We start from the raw sequence: 13525 nt of genomic DNA, 5'->3' as shown, positions 1-13525 counted from the left end.
GGTCAGCGCCAGCATCGCGTCGGTGCGCTCGGCGCTGGTCAGGATGCGCTGGACGGCAGCCGGGTCGGCCGGTTCCTGCGCCGGCACGCGCGCCGGACCCAGCCACCGCCACACCGCCACGCCGGACAGCAGCACCGCGGCGGCGAGCGTCGCGCGCAGGAAGCGCGGGGCATCGCCGTGCCCACGCCATGTCCCACCACAAGGCATCGTCATAGGGGACATGGCGATAGGCGAAGAAGCCCGCCCAGGTCGCCGCCGCCAGCGCCACCGCGACCGCGAACAGCCATGCGCCGGACAGCGGCGTCTGCGTCAGCGCGGTACGGCGATAGAAGGCGCTGCGCGTCCATTGCAGCAGCGCGGCGAGCGTCAGACAGGCGGTCGCCTCCTCGTAATCGATCCCCTTGGCGAGCGAGAAGATCGCGCCCCCGATCAGCAGCGCGCGCGTGGCGACGAACGCGCCGTCGAGCCGGCGGTAGAGGCCGGGCGCCAGCAGCAGCAGCCCGGTGCCGACCAGGCTGGCGGCGATATGGCTCGCCTCGATGAAGGGCAGGGGGACGATGCGCGACAGCAACCCCATGCGCGCGTGCAGCGCGGGCAGCGAGCCGGACAGGAGCAGCATCGCGCCGCCCACGAAGGTCGCCGCCGACAGCACCAGCGGCGCGATCCCCGCCCGCCGCGTCGCGCCCCTCGCGCAGCAGGCGGGCGGGCAGGGCGCGCCGTGCCGCGCCCTCGCGCCACGCCAGGATCGCGACCGCGACCGCCAGCGGCAGCAGGTAGTAGATCAGGCGATAGGCGATCAGCGCCGCCAACACCGTCACCCGGTCGCCGGGGATGACCGCGAGCACGACCGCCTCGAACACGCCCAGCCCGCCGGGAACATGCGTCAGCACCGCGGCAACGACGCCGAGCGCATAGGCCAATACGAAGGCGGGCAGTAGCGCGGGCGCGGCATCGGGCATCAGCACGAACAGCGCGGGCGGCGGCGGCGGCGGTATCCAGCACCGCGATGCCGATCTGCGCCAGCGCCTGTCTCGCGGTGGGAAGCGGCAGGGTGAAGCGCCACAGGCGGACCGGGCGGCGCGCACGCCCGCACGCGACCACCAGCGCCACCGCCAGCGCCACGATCGCCAGCCCCAGCGCGTGCGCCACCATTTGCGGCAGGGCCACGCCCGCGAACACGATCGCGCCCTCGCGCTGCGTCAGCGCGATGCCGGCGACAGTGACGATCCCGACCCAGAAGGTGGCACTGGCGATCGCGATGACGCGCGCCACGTCCGGACCGTCCAGCCCGGCGCGCGAGTAGATGCGGTAGCGTGCCGATCCTCCGGTGAGCAGCGACAGCCCCAGATTGTGGCTGAGCGTATAGCTGGTGAACGACGCCAGCGCCGCGGTGCGCCACGGCAGCGGGCGCGCGATGATGCGCAGCGCCAGCCAGTCGTAGAGCGTCAGCGTCAGATAGCTGAGCGCGGTGAGGATCGCGGCGGCGGCGAGGCGCGGCCCCGGCAGCGCGCGGATGCTGGCGCGCACCTGATGGAAGGTCAGCTCGCGCGTCACCGCCTCCATCGCGGCGAACCCCAGCGCGACGAGCAGCAGCATCATCGCCACCGACAGCGCGCGGCGATGCCGGCGCATCAGCGCCAACACGTCATTCATGGGGGACGCGCTCGATCCGCTTCCACACTTGCGCCTTGCAGATCAGCCCGCCGAGGATGCAGCCCTTCAGCTTCATGGTGTTGGCGTCGACCTGCTCGATCTTCGAGAAGAAGCGCCTGTTCATGTCGGGGATGAAGACGGTGCCCTGCCAGCCGCCGTTGCCGTCGGCGCGGTAATCCTCCAGCAGCGCGGTGCCGACCAGCCGCGTGACGCCGCCGTCGCGCGCGTCCGACTGCGCCTCCGCATCGGCCCAGACGACCCAGCCGCACAGCCGATCCTGCGCGCAGCCGCCCGTCCGCACCGCCACCGTGCCGTGCGGGTTGAGCCAGGTGCCGTAGATCGTCGGCGCGGGTTGCGCCTGCGCGGCACCGGCCGACAGGATGAGCGCCAGCATGGCGGCGGCGACTCTCGGGAACAGGGTCATGGACGGTATCTTCATGCGAAGGGCGGGGATAGGACGGGCCGCGTGACAGGGCGGTCGCCGGTGCCTGAACGTTTGGTCATGCGCGATCAGCCGTGCGGGGCGATCGCGGCCCACAGGGTCCGCTCCAGCCGCTCCGCATCGTGGTTCAGATAATGGTCGCCCGGCAGCACGACCGTCCGCACGTTGCGCTGGTGCAGCAGCGGGCACAGGCTGTTGTCCTCCGTCGCGCCATGGATGCACAACAGCGGCACCCAGTCGATGCGGCGCGCGCTGGGCAGCGCCGGCCCGTCGGGCGTGCCGTCCAGCACGCCGCCGGGCGTCGCCTTGAACAGCAACGTGTCACCCGGAACGGTCAGGATCACCTGCGCGATACGCGGGCGCAGCGCGGCGGGCAGGTCCGCCACGCCGGCTTGCAGCATGTCGGCGCCGGCCGACTGGCCGATCAGCACGACCCGCGCGACCCCCGGCAGCGCCAGCGCGCGGCGCGCGGCCTCCGCGACCAGCGCCGCCGTCTGCGCCGGCGTGCGCCGCGTCGCGAAGGCGGTCAGCGTGTTGATCGCGACGACGGGGACGCCGTGCGCCGCCAGCAGCGTCACGACGCGCGGCCCCATGCCCATGTTCAGCCCGGTATCGCCCGACAGGAACACCGCGGCGATCGGTCGCTGCGGCGCGGTCGCCGGTACGACGCGATAGACCGGCCCGCCGAAATAGCCGAGCCACGCGACGAAGCCGACGAGCAGTGCCAGCAGCGATGCGACGATGCCGGCGATCCGCAACGGCCAGCGACGGGGGGATGCGGCGCGCACGGCTCAGGCGTTCAGCGCATAGGTGATGACGAAGCACGCCACCGTCAGCAGCAGCATCGCGGTCATGAAGGTGGCGTCGGCGACGCGCTCCAGCGTGTGGACGCGGCCATGCTCCAGCCGGCGCAGCGCGATATAGGAGGACAGCATCGCCACCAGGAACAACAGCGAGTCGACCGCGAGCAGGTCGTCGGCGAAGCCCGCGCGCCGCCCGATCGCGAGCGTGACGTGGAGCAGCCCGATGCCGGTCAGGCACACACCGACCATCGCCGCGGCGATTGGGCAGATCAGCCGGCAGATCCGCTCGTCGAGCCCCTCGCGGTCGCGCACCGGGGAGGGAGGGGAAGGGCGGGGCTCCATGCGCGTGCTTGTGGCGGCGCGCGGGTCACGCGCGCCTGACCGGAACATGAGCGATCGGTCATGTTGGCGAAACGATCGTCATGGCGAGCCACGCTCGCCATGACGTGGTGTGGGTCAGTGCAGCGCGATCTCGTTCCGGCCGACCACCATGTGGTGCACCTCGTCCGGACCGTCGGCGAAGCGCAGGTGGCGCACGTCCTGATACAGTTCCGCCAGCGGGGTCCATTGCGAGATGCCGGTCGCACCGTGGATCTGGATCGCCTGGTCGATGATCTGGCAGGTCTTCTCCGGCACCATCGCCTTGACCATGCTGACCCAGACACGCGCCTCGCGATTGCCCAGCACGTCCATCGCCTTCGCCGCCTTCAGCACCATCAGCCGCATCGCCTCGATCTCGATCCGGGCGCGCGACACGACCTCGATATTCTTGCCCAGCTTGATGAGCGGCTGGCCGAAGGCGGTGCGCGAGTTGCCGCGCTTCACCATCAGGTCCAGCGCGACCTCCGCCTTGCCGATCGTGCGCATGCAATGGTGGATGCGGCCCGGGCCGAGGCGCACCTGCGAGATCTCGAACCCGCGGCCGACGCCCAGCAGCACGTTCTCCTTGGGGACGCGCACGTCGTTGAAGCGGATGTGCATGTGCCCGCCCGGCGCATGGTCCTGTCCGAAGACCAGCATCGGGCCGACGATCTCGACGCCCGGCGTGTCGGTGGGGATCAGGATCTGCGACTGCTGCTGCGACACCGGGCCGTCCTGCGACGTGCGGACCATGGTGATGAGGATCTTGCAACGCGGATCGCCGGCGCCGGAGATATAGAATTTCTCGCCGTTGATGACCCATTCGTCACCGTCCAGCACCGCGCTGGTGCTGATGTTCTTTGCATCGGAGGAGGCGACGTTCGGCTCGGTCATCGCATAGGCGGAGCGGATCTTCCCCTCCAGCAGCGGTCCCAGCCACTGCTTCTTCTGCTCGGGCGTGCCGACGCGCTCCAGCACCTCCATGTTGCCGGTGTCGGGCGCGGAGCAGTTCAGCGACTGCGATGCGAGCGGCGACTTGCCCAGTTCGGCGGCGATATAGGCATAATCGAGGTTGCTCAGCCCCTCGCCGGTTTCCGCATTGGGCAGGAAGAAGTTCCACAGCCCCGCGGCGCGTGCCTTCTGCTTGGCGCCGTCGAGGAGCGCCAGCTGTTCGTCGGTGTAGCTCCAGCGATCCGGGCGATTCTCGCCCAGGCGGAAGAACTCCTCCGCCATCGGATCGACGACGTCGCGGATGAACGCCTTCACCGCATCGAACAGCGGGCGCGCGCCCTCCGACATGCGCAGGTCGTTGAGCTCGGGCAGGGTGAAGATGTCGCTCACGCGTCTGATCCTTCTGATGTGCGGTGCGCGGTGTAGCGCGCTGCGGGTCAGCGGGAAAATGACGATGCCGCATCCGGGTCATGATGCGGGTTCATGACCGCCTCGTGGATCACGCCGCGCAGCCACGTGATGCCGGGATCGCCGTCGCTCGCCTCGTGCCACAACAGCTGGCGGGGGCGGGGCGCGACGTGGAAGGGCAGCGGCAGGATCTGGATCGCCGCGGGATCGCCCGGGTGCGTGGCATGGGTGCGCGACAGCGTCAGCAGCATGTCGGTCGCGGCGACCACGCGCCACGCGGTGCCGACATGCTGGCAGCGGATACGGATGCGGCGCGCGTGCCCCTGCGCGGCCAGCGCCTCGTCCTCGGTACTGCCGCCGGTCGGGCGCGGCGAGGCGATGACATGGTCCAGCGCGAGATAGGTGGCGAGGTCGATGCCGCCGCGCACCTGTGGGTGGTCGCGCCGGGCGACGACGACCAGCTCCTCCGCGGCGAGCGTGTCGGCGCACAGCCCCGCGCTGTGCGGGCCGGGGATGTCGAGCGCGAGGTCCAGCCCGCCGGTCGCCAGCAGGTGTGCCAGGTCGGAGCGGCGGAAGTTGAGGCTGGCGAGGCGCACCTGCGGCGCGCGATCGGCGACATGCCGGACCAGGGTGGCGAACAGATGCGCCTCCGCGGTGGGGCGTAGCCCGATGCGGAACAGCCGGGTCGAGGTGGCGGGATCGAAGCGCAGCGCGCTGGCCAACGCGGTTTCCATCCCGCGCAGCGCCTGCTGCACCGGCGCGGCGATGGCGCGCGCCAGCGCGGTCGGCACCAGCGCATTGCCGCTGCGCACGAACAGCGGATCGTCGAACTCGCGACGCAGGCGGTTGAGCGCGTGGCTGACCGCCGATTGCGTCAGGTGCAGATGGCGCGCCGCCTGCGTCACCCCGGCGCGCGTGTAGATCGCGTCGAAGACCGCGAGCAGGTTGAGGTCGATGCGGGATTTCAGCTTCATGGCGATCGCTTAGCAAAGCCCGTCCCGTTGAGGGGAGGGATAAGCCCCTCTCCTTCAGGGGAGGGGTTGGGGTGGGGCTGTCACGAGCCAAAATCGATGGTCTCGGTGAGACATCCCCCACCCCCGGCCCCTCCCCTGAAGGGGAGGGGAGAGGCGCTTCATCCGCGATCCGACAGCATCTCCGAGATCTTCTGCGCCAGCGCGTCGAGCGCGAACGGCTTCGTGATCATCGCCATGTTGGTGCCCAGAAAGCCGGAGCGGATCGCGGCATTCTCGGCATAGCCGGTGACGAACAGGATCGGCAGGTCGGGGCGGTGGAGCCGCGCGATGTCGGCGAGCTGGCGGCCGTTCATTCCCGGCAGCCCGACGTCGGAGATCATGAGGTCGATCGCGCGGTCGGATTGCAGCACCGCGATCGCGGCCTGCGCCTCCTGCGCCTCGACCGCGGCATAGGACAATTCGCCCAGCACGTCGCGCACCAGCAGCCGGACGGCATCGTCGTCCTCGACCAGCAGCACGGTCTGCCCGGCGCCCTCCGGCGGGACCGGGATGGTGGCGGCGGCCTCCGGCAGATCGGCTTGATCGACCGCGCGCAGATAGAGCGAGACGGTCGTCCCCACGCCGGGCTGGCTGTGGATGCGCGCCTGCCCGCCGGACTGGCGCGCGAGGCCATAGACCATCGACAGCCCCAGCCCGGTGCCCTGGCCGATCGGCTTGGTGGTGAAGAACGGGTCGAACACCTTTTCGAGCACCTCCGGTGCCATGCCGACGCCGGTATCGCTGACCGCCACCACGACATAGCGCCCCGGCTCGACATCCGGCTGCGCCGCGACGTCGCCCGGGGAGAGGTCAACCAACCGCGTCTCCACCGTCAGCTGCCCGCCATCGGGCATCGCATCGCGCGCGTTGATCGCGAGGTTGAGGATCGCATTCTCCAGCTGGTTGGCGTCCACCATCGCCCCGGTCACGTCGTCGGCGGTGACGATCGAAAGCGCGATATTCTCGTTCACCGAGCGGCGCAGCAGCTCGTCGAGCGAGTGGACCAGCGGGTTGATCGCGGTCGGGCGCAGGTCGAGCGACTGGCGGCGCGAAAAGGCGAGCAACCGTGCGGTCAGCCCCGCGGCGCGCTGCGCGGAAGTGGCGGCGGCGTCCATGAAGCGATCGAGATCGTCGATCCGGCCACCCGCGATCCGGCGCTTCATGATGTCCAGCGCGCCGATGATGCCGGTCAGCATGTTGTTGAAATCGTGCGCGATGCCACCGGTCAGCTGTCCGACCGCTTCCATCTTCTGACTCTGGCGCAGCGCGGCCTCGGCCCTGGTGCGGTTCGCCATCTCGCGCTCCAGCGCAGCGGTGCGATCGTGGACGCGGCGGGCGAGGTCCTCCTCGGTCTGCTTGCGGTCGGTGACGTCCATCGCGAAAACGTGGAAGCCGTCGACCCGGTCGTCGGCATCGCGGCGCGGCAGATAGCGGATCTCGGCATCGCGCCGCTGCCCGTCGTGGCGCGGCATCGGCAGTTCCATGCGGATCGTCTGCCCGCCCAATGCGCGTCGCATGTCGCGTTCGCGCAACACAAAGCCATCGTCGCCGACCACGTCGCGGACATGGCGGCCGACGACATCGGCGGGGGAAAGCCCGAACCAGTCCTCATAGGCGCGATTGGCGAAGCGGTAGCGCAGGTCCGCGTCGACGAAGGCGATCAGCACCGGCAGCGAGTCCGCGATGACGCGCAGCTCCGCCTCGCTCTGCGCCAGTTGCTGGCGGCTTGCCTCCAGGTCGCGCAGCCGGTCGCGCAGCACGAACTGGCGCTGGCGCGAGCGCATCGTCGAGGCGATCGTGCTCACCAGCGAATCCGCGCCCAGCGGACGTTCCAGCACGATCGCATTGCCGGTCAGCGCCGCCGCCATCCGCCGCAGCGCATCCTGCCCCAACGCACCGGCATGGGGGGTGGCGAGCAGGACGAACGGGATTTCCGACCAGTCGGGCTGCGCTTCCAGTGCGCCCGCGAGCGCGGCGGGGGAGCCGCGCATCGCCTCCTCGCTCAGCAGGACGACGCCGACATGTTCGTCGATCGACGCCGCCACCGCATCCAGATCGGCGCAGGCCAGCGCGTCATAGCCGCGCGCGGCGAGCAGCGTGACGACGCTGTCCGCATCGCGCCCGAACGGCGTGCAGATCAGGACGCGATGGCCTTCGCTGGCCGTCCTATGCCCCATGCCGCCGGTCTTCCAGCAACGGCGCGCGGTCGCCGATATAGTGCGGGGTCCCGGTCAGCACGCCGGTGAACCCGGACAGCGGATCGCCGACGCGCAGGCCCTGCGGATCGATGCGGAACTCGCGGATCGCATCCTCATGCGCGCCGGCCCGGTTCTTCAGCACCGAAATCGCCTTGCGAATGCGCCCCTCCGCCTCGAAGAAGCGCAGCAGCACCACCGTATCGGCGACATAGGAGACGTTGAGCGAGGTCTGCATCGACCCCAGCAGCCCCTGTTGCGGCTTGATGAGGAAGGTGACGATGCCTTGCTGGTTCAGGTACGACAGCAATTCGTGGAGTTGCAGGATCAATTGCTGTTCCTGCGGCATCGCGGCGAGATAGCCGTAGAGGCTATCGACCACGATCATCCGCGCGCCGCGCCCCTCCACCTCGCGACGCACCCGCGCGGCGAACTCGCCTGGCGACATTTCGGCGGGATCGATCTGTTCGATGCGCAGACAGCCGCTGTCGACATGCTTCTGCAGGTCGAGATTGAACGCCTTCGCTCGCGTCAGCAGCGTGCCGATCCGCTCGTCCAGCTGGTACAGGGTCGCGGGTTCGCCGCGCTCGCACGAGGCGAACAGATATTGCAGCGCAATCGTCGTCTTGCCGGTGCCGCTGGGGCCGGTCACCAGCGTCGAGGTGCCCCGCAGCGGCCCGCCGCCGAGCAGTTCGTCGAGTTCGGGGACGCCGCTCGACACCGGTTCGCCCACGAACGGCTGGTGATGATCGGCCGCGATCAGCCGCGGATGCACGTCCAGCCCGCCGTGGCGGATCGTAAGATCGTGGAACCCCGCGATGAAGTCGACCCCGCGCAGCTTCTGCACCTGCAACCGGCGGCGTGCGGCACCGAAATCGAGCGTCAGCCGCTCTAGCGTGACGACCCCGTGGCACAGGCTGTGCAGGTGCGTGTCGCGCCCCTCGCTGGCGGTCATGTCGTCGATCAGCAGGACGGTGATCGCGCGCGTCGCGAAGAATTGCTTCAGCGCCAGCACCTGACGGCGATAGCGTAGCGGATCCTGCGCCAGCAGCCGCATCTCCGACAGGCTATCGAACACGACGCGGGTCGGGCGGACGCGCTCCACCTCGCGCTCGACCAGCCGGATCGTCTCGCCCAGCTCGGTTTCCCAGGCGTGGAGGATCGACTGTTCGCGTCCGCTGCCCAGGATGCCCTCGACCGAATTCAGCTCGACGACGTCGAAGCCGGCCAGATCCCAGCCGTGCGAGGCGGCGACCAGCGACAGCTCCTCGTCGGTTTCGGACAGGGTGATGTAGAGGACGCGCTCCCCGCGCTCGACGCCGTCGCGCAGGAACTGGAGCGCCAGCGTAGTCTTGCCCGATCCCGGCGTGCCCTCGATCAGGTACAGCCGGTCGCGGGGCAATCCGCCGCGAAGGACGAGGTCGAGCCCGGCGATGCCGGTGGACAAGGGGGAAGATCGGGGGGAAGAAGCGGGCATCGGCGGCGATATATCCTGCAAGATCGCGCAGGTACGACGACATGCGCGGTAAAGCCTTATCGCGGCTCCGGTTTGCGGCGCAACTGTCCACGCCGGTTTGGTCCGCGCGCTGACCATGGGCCACAAATTGACATGTCGTGCTTCGCGGAACGGCCTTTTCGGCATTTCCGCGTTCCCCGCCGATCTAGCCTGCTCGCTTCCGTTGATGGTGTGGGAGGGTTGGAATGACCGTTCGTCGTTTCCTGCTGGCGGGCGCGGGATGTGCGCTGGCGGCCAGTGCGGCGGTGCCGCTCGACGCGCATGCGATCTGGTTCGCGCAGCGCGCGCGACAGCTGGCCTTCATCTATGGCGTCGGCGCCGACGATCTGGATGCGGTCAAGCGGCTGCCGCTGGTCAATGCGGTCACCGGCTATGACGGCGACTGGGCGCCGGTGAAGACGGCCCTGCGCGTCGCCGGTCCGATCCCGGTGGTGGACAGCGATGCGCCGGTCGCCGCGGTCGCCGCCGTGATGGACTACGGGCTGTGGAGCCGGATGCCCGACGGCCATTTCGTCAACAAGGGGCGTGACGAGGCGCCGGGCGCCACCTTGTCCGAGCGGACGATGAAATATGCCGTCCACCTGACGCAGCTGCCGACGAAGCCGGTGCCGCTGCTGCCCGGGCACCGGCTCCAGCTGGTGCCGGTCGACCTCGCAATCCCGCAGCAGATGGGTGCGCCGATGCGCGTGCGCGCGATGTACATGGGCAAGCCGGTCGCGGGGGTGACGATCCTGTCGGACTATATCAACGATCCGGACGCCATCGGGGTGAAGACCGCGGCCGACGGCATCGCGACGATCAGGGTGCGCAATCAGGGCCTGAACGTCCTGATGGCGATCTATGAAGGGCCGCCGGACGACCGGACGAAGGTCGACCGGGTCGAGCACAGCGCCTCGCTGTCCTTCGTCCTGCCGCACAAGCCGGAGTGAGCATCATGAAGAAGACGATCGTTCTGGCGGCACTGATGGTCGCCGCCCCCGCCGCGCTTCGCGCGCATGGCACGCTGACCGCGCATCATGGTGGGCAGATCCAGGAGGTGAACGAAACCGGCGTGGAACTGGTGACCGGGGCGTCCGGGGTCGACGTCTATGTCAGCGATGACGACACCCCGCTTGCCGCATCCGGTTACGAGGGCAAGGTGACGGTCACCGCCGCCAACGGCGCGACGACCGAGGCGCCGCTGGTCGCCGCCGGCGAGAACCACCTGACCGCGGCCGGTCTCGTCGCGCCGGCCGGGGCGAAGGTGGTGGTGATGCTGTCCGATCGTGCGACCGGGATGCGCAGTTTCGGGACGTTCGAGGCAAAATGAGCGGTGACCCGGCCGCACGCGCTAGGGCGCCGCGGTCGGATCCATCGTGCCGAGCGCCGCGACCAGCGCGATGATGGCGAGCGCGAGCGCGGTTTCCAGCGCCAGCGAACGGCGCAGCGCGGGCAAGGCGGCGGCGCCGTCGCGCATCAGCCGCGGGGTCAGCTGCCAGCGATTGGCGGCGGCCAGCAGCAGCATCCCGCCGAACAGCGCGATCTTGGCGATCAGCAGGCGACCGTAGAGCGTCGACGCCAGCGCCGGCAGGCCGCTCCATCCCGCGATCATCACGGTGTTGATCGCCCCGGTCACCACCAGCACGGCAACGAAGACGGTGCCGAAGAGCGAGAAGCGATGCAGCGCCATGGCGGAGCGCTCCGCCGACACGCGCCGGGCAACCCCGCCGGTGAGCGCAAGCAGCGCCCCGAACCACCCCGCCGCGGCGACGGCGTGGAGGCCGTCGGCGATGCAATGGATCCAGCCCGCGCTGCCCTCGCCGGCGCCGGCATGGCCCACCCCCGCCAGCGTCGCGGCGGCGAGTGCGGCGACGATCGCCAGCGGCGGCGTGCGCGGCGCGAGGGCTAGCAGCGCCAGCATCGTCGCGATCGCGACGACACGCGCCGCCAGCACGGCGCCGATCGGCGTGTCGTGCAGCAGCATGCCGATCACGGCGGTGTCGGGGGGAAGCAGCGGCGTACCCGCCATCGCCGCGGCGCTCGCCGCCAGCCATGTCGCCGACAGGATCAGCCCGCCCAGCGCCAGCGCCGCCAGCGACGCCCGCCGCCCCGGCGACAGCGCCAGTTCGCCCATGCTCCACCAGAACAGGGGCAGGCCGGCGAGCGCGGCGAGATCGACGTACAGCGCGAAGCGCGCGGCGATGAGGATCGCGTCCATGCTCCCGGCCCCCCGACGTCCGGGCTTACTTGACGGTGAAGCTGTACTGGCCGTCGACCTTGTGCTGGTCCGCCGCGACGACATGCCAGGTGAGATCATAGGACCCCGCCGGCAGCGCACGCGGCAGCGTGACCGCCAGCGTCTTGCCGTCGCCCTCGACGGCGGTCTTGAAGCCCTTGATCGGCATCGGCGCATGGTTCGCCATGCCGGGCATCCCGGTCATCACCAGCTCGACGCTGCTCATCGGCGCGAGCAGCTTTTCGGAGAAGGTCAGCGTCAGCTTCGTCGGCTTCGCCACGGTGGCGTTGGCGGCGGGCGAGGCGGCGAGCAGCTTGGGATGCGCGAGCGCGGCGCCGGGCAGGACGGTGGCGAGCGCGGCGGCGGCGAACAGGATGTGACGCATGGACGATCTCCGGGTCGACAGGGTTGCAATCCCCGTCGATACGCATGGGTCTGGCATCCCCCTCATCCCCGCACACGATTTTTTGCGCGGAGTGGCGAGGGATGAACGACGCCGCGGCGTATCGCCTGCGACGGGAAGGAAGGAACGTGCGATGGCCGATGTCGACCGGATGCTGGAGGCGATGCGCGATGCGCCCGCCGACCCGCGGCTGGCGGAGATCGAGGCGGCGGTGATGACCGGCGTCGCCGGGCGCCGCGCCGCGATCCATGCGCGGCGCAGCATGGCGCTGGCCGCGGTGGTGGCGCTGGGGGTGGGCATTGCGGGCACGACGCTGCCGGGGACGCCGGCCGCGGCCAGCCCGTCGGTGCTGGGCATGTCCGACTATGCGCCGTCGCGCCTGCTGGATCGCTAGGCGGTGACGGCGGGGCGGTATCTGCTGGTCGCGCTGGTCGCCTTCGCGGCGGCGCTGGCGGGGGTATGGGTGGCGCGCACCTGGCTCGCGCCCGCACCGCGCGAGGAAAGCCAGATCCATGCGATCCTGCACCAGCGGCTGACGCTCGATGCCGGGCAGGAACGACGTATCCATCTGCTGGAACAGGGCTTTGCGGCGCGCCGCGCCGCGCTGGAGGCGGAGATGCGCGCCGACAATGCGCGGCTGGCGCAGGCGATCGCGGCGGAACATGGCTATGGCCCGCAGGTCGCCGCGGCGGTCGATCGCTCGCATATGGCGATGGGGCAGTTGCAGAAGGAGACGCTGAAGCACGTCTTCGCGATGCGCGGCGTTCTGCGGCCCGACCAGGCGGCACAGTTCGATGCCGCGGTGGGCAAGGCGCTGACCGAACCGGCCAAGTGAGCGTGTGCCTTCCGTTCCGTCACTCCGGCCTTGCGCCGGGGTCCCGCTTTCCTTGTGACCTCGGCGAAGAAGCGGGACCCCGGCTCAAGGCCGGGGTGACGGCGCAGGTGCGGCAAGAACACCACGTCACCCTGGGGGCAAGCCCGGCATGACGGAGGCGACCGACGCCGACCTTGCCGCACGGGCGCTCGCCGGCCACCAGCCCGCCTATACTGCGCTGATGCGCCGCCATCGCGAGGGCATCTATCGCCTCGCGCGTAGCCACGCCGGAGGCGATGCCGACGCCGCGCTCGACATCGTGCAGGAGACGTTCGTCGCCGCCTTTGCCGCGCTCCACCGCTACGACGCGGCGCGACCGTTCCGCGTCTGGCTGTCGCGGATCGCGATCAACAAGTGCCGCGACCGGGCACGGCGGCGCGCGGTGCGGCGCTTCTTCTCCTTTGCGCGCCCGCTGGAGGAAGCGGTGGATGCGCTTGATGCCGCGCCCGGCCCGGAGGAAACCGTGCGCTCCGCGCAGGAGGTGCGGCGGATCGAGCGCGCGGTGGCCGCGCTGCCCGACCCGCTGAAGGAGGTGCTGCTGCTGCGCACGATCGAGCAATTGTCGCAGGCGGAAACCGCGCAGGCGCTGGGCCTGACCGAGAAAGCGGTCGAAACCCGGTTGTATCGCGCGCGCCAGAAACTGACGGCGATGTTGAGGGATGACGCGGACCCGCGCGTATAGGACGAAAGTC

Annotated in this window: 15 protein-coding genes; 5 read left to right on the top strand and 10 right to left on the bottom strand. The window is 70.2% G+C overall.

Annotated elements, in window-relative coordinates; all coding sequences use genetic code 11:
• Positions 1–429 precede the first annotated feature (429 nt).
• The 8 genes from PGN14_RS16795 to PGN14_RS16760 all read right to left on the bottom strand — a co-directional run bounded on the left by PGN14_RS16795 (position 430) and on the right by PGN14_RS16760 (position 9302).
• On the bottom strand, positions 430–1653 hold the full coding sequence (locus PGN14_RS16795; RefSeq protein WP_335300732.1) for a lysylphosphatidylglycerol synthase transmembrane domain-containing protein: 1224 nt from the start codon (positions 1651–1653) through the stop codon (positions 430–432).
• The gene (locus PGN14_RS16790; RefSeq protein ID WP_335300731.1) at positions 1646–2077 is read right to left on the bottom strand and encodes a DUF2147 domain-containing protein; all 432 of its coding nucleotides are present in this window, start codon (positions 2075–2077) and stop codon (positions 1646–1648) included. Before PGN14_RS16790 ends, PGN14_RS16795 begins: the two co-directional genes overlap by 8 nt.
• A gap of 86 nt (positions 2078–2163) precedes the next feature.
• On the bottom strand, positions 2164–2883 hold the full coding sequence (locus tag PGN14_RS16785; RefSeq protein WP_335300730.1) for an AcvB/VirJ family lysyl-phosphatidylglycerol hydrolase: 720 nt from the start codon (positions 2881–2883) through the stop codon (positions 2164–2166).
• Positions 2884–2886: 3 nt separating this feature from the next.
• Positions 2887–3240: a hypothetical protein gene (locus PGN14_RS16780; RefSeq protein ID WP_335300729.1), complete on the bottom strand. Its 354-nt coding sequence runs from the start codon at positions 3238–3240 to the stop codon at positions 2887–2889.
• 114 nt (positions 3241–3354) lie between these two features.
• The gene (locus PGN14_RS16775; protein ID WP_335300728.1) at positions 3355–4599 is read right to left on the bottom strand and encodes an acyl-CoA dehydrogenase family protein; all 1245 of its coding nucleotides are present in this window, start codon (positions 4597–4599) and stop codon (positions 3355–3357) included.
• A 47-nt stretch (positions 4600–4646) separates the two neighbouring features.
• Positions 4647–5591 (bottom strand): LysR family transcriptional regulator, encoded by a 945-nt coding sequence (locus tag PGN14_RS16770; protein WP_335300727.1) that lies wholly within the window; start codon positions 5589–5591, stop codon positions 4647–4649.
• Between the two features lie 158 nt (positions 5592–5749).
• Complete coding sequence (locus PGN14_RS16765) at positions 5750–7807, bottom strand: PAS domain-containing protein (RefSeq protein ID WP_335300726.1); 2058 nt, start codon at positions 7805–7807, stop codon at positions 5750–5752.
• Positions 7797–9302, bottom strand: a complete 1506-nt coding sequence (locus PGN14_RS16760; protein WP_335300725.1) for an ATPase domain-containing protein — start codon at positions 9300–9302, stop codon at positions 7797–7799. Before PGN14_RS16760 ends, PGN14_RS16765 begins: the two co-directional genes overlap by 11 nt.
• 224 nt (positions 9303–9526) lie before the next feature.
• On the opposite strand from PGN14_RS16760, the gene PGN14_RS16755 reads away from it, so the two are divergent.
• Positions 9527–10270 (top strand): DUF4198 domain-containing protein, encoded by a 744-nt coding sequence (locus tag PGN14_RS16755; RefSeq protein ID WP_335300724.1) that lies wholly within the window; start codon positions 9527–9529, stop codon positions 10268–10270.
• Between the two features lie 5 nt (positions 10271–10275).
• Positions 10276–10650, top strand: coding sequence for a hypothetical protein (locus tag PGN14_RS16750; protein ID WP_335300723.1), 375 nt, complete (start codon positions 10276–10278; stop codon positions 10648–10650).
• 21 nt (positions 10651–10671) lie between these two features.
• On the opposite strand, the gene copD is transcribed toward PGN14_RS16750, so the two are convergent.
• Complete coding sequence (gene copD, locus PGN14_RS16745; protein ID WP_335300722.1) at positions 10672–11538, bottom strand: copper homeostasis membrane protein CopD; 867 nt, start codon at positions 11536–11538, stop codon at positions 10672–10674.
• 25 nt (positions 11539–11563) lie between these two features.
• Positions 11564–11941: a copper homeostasis periplasmic binding protein CopC gene (copC, locus tag PGN14_RS16740; protein ID WP_335300721.1), complete on the bottom strand. Its 378-nt coding sequence runs from the start codon at positions 11939–11941 to the stop codon at positions 11564–11566.
• Between the two features lie 151 nt (positions 11942–12092).
• Between copC and PGN14_RS16735 the strand changes: the two genes are divergently transcribed.
• The 3 genes from PGN14_RS16735 (at position 12093) to PGN14_RS16725 (ending at position 13515) form a co-directional block, all read left to right on the top strand.
• On the top strand, positions 12093–12353 hold the full coding sequence (locus tag PGN14_RS16735) for a hypothetical protein (protein WP_335300720.1): 261 nt from the start codon (positions 12093–12095) through the stop codon (positions 12351–12353).
• Positions 12354–12356: 3 nt separating this feature from the next.
• Positions 12357–12794 carry a periplasmic heavy metal sensor gene (locus tag PGN14_RS16730; protein ID WP_335300719.1) on the top strand — a complete coding sequence of 146 codons (438 nt, stop codon included), beginning with the start codon at positions 12357–12359 and terminating at the stop codon, positions 12792–12794.
• Between the two features lie 148 nt (positions 12795–12942).
• Entirely contained in the window at positions 12943–13515 is a 573-nt protein-coding gene (locus PGN14_RS16725) for an RNA polymerase sigma factor (RefSeq protein WP_335300718.1), read from the top strand.
• The last annotated feature ends 10 nt before the right edge of the window (positions 13516–13525 follow it).

It is taken from the genome of Sphingomonas adhaesiva (assembly GCF_036946305.1).
Taxonomy (GTDB): Bacteria; Pseudomonadota; Alphaproteobacteria; order Sphingomonadales; family Sphingomonadaceae; genus Sphingomonas; species Sphingomonas adhaesiva_B.
The sequence above is the reverse complement of the archived record's forward strand: the minus strand, read 5'-3'. Positions and strand labels throughout refer to the sequence as shown.

Coding starts and splice junctions, on each gene's coding strand:
- PGN14_RS16735 (WP_335300720.1), top strand. CDS start 12,093: ATGGCCGATGTCGACCGGATGCTGGAGGCGATGCGCGATGCGCCCGCC.
- PGN14_RS16760 (WP_335300725.1), bottom strand. CDS start 9,302: ATGCCCGCTTCTTCCCCCCGATCTTCCCCCTTGTCCACCGGCATCGCC.
- PGN14_RS16755 (WP_335300724.1), top strand. CDS start 9,527: ATGACCGTTCGTCGTTTCCTGCTGGCGGGCGCGGGATGTGCGCTGGCG.
- copC (WP_335300721.1), bottom strand. CDS start 11,941: ATGCGTCACATCCTGTTCGCCGCCGCCGCGCTCGCCACCGTCCTGCCC.
- PGN14_RS16765 (WP_335300726.1), bottom strand. CDS start 7,807: ATGGGGCATAGGACGGCCAGCGAAGGCCATCGCGTCCTGATCTGCACG.
- PGN14_RS16750 (WP_335300723.1), top strand. CDS start 10,276: ATGAAGAAGACGATCGTTCTGGCGGCACTGATGGTCGCCGCCCCCGCC.
- PGN14_RS16795 (WP_335300732.1), bottom strand. CDS start 1,653: ATGAATGACGTGTTGGCGCTGATGCGCCGGCATCGCCGCGCGCTGTCG.
- PGN14_RS16790 (WP_335300731.1), bottom strand. CDS start 2,077: ATGACCCTGTTCCCGAGAGTCGCCGCCGCCATGCTGGCGCTCATCCTG.
- PGN14_RS16780 (WP_335300729.1), bottom strand. CDS start 3,240: ATGGAGCCCCGCCCTTCCCCTCCCTCCCCGGTGCGCGACCGCGAGGGG.
- copD (WP_335300722.1), bottom strand. CDS start 11,538: ATGGACGCGATCCTCATCGCCGCGCGCTTCGCGCTGTACGTCGATCTC.
- PGN14_RS16770 (WP_335300727.1), bottom strand. CDS start 5,591: ATGAAGCTGAAATCCCGCATCGACCTCAACCTGCTCGCGGTCTTCGAC.
- PGN14_RS16725 (WP_335300718.1), top strand. CDS start 12,943: ATGACGGAGGCGACCGACGCCGACCTTGCCGCACGGGCGCTCGCCGGC.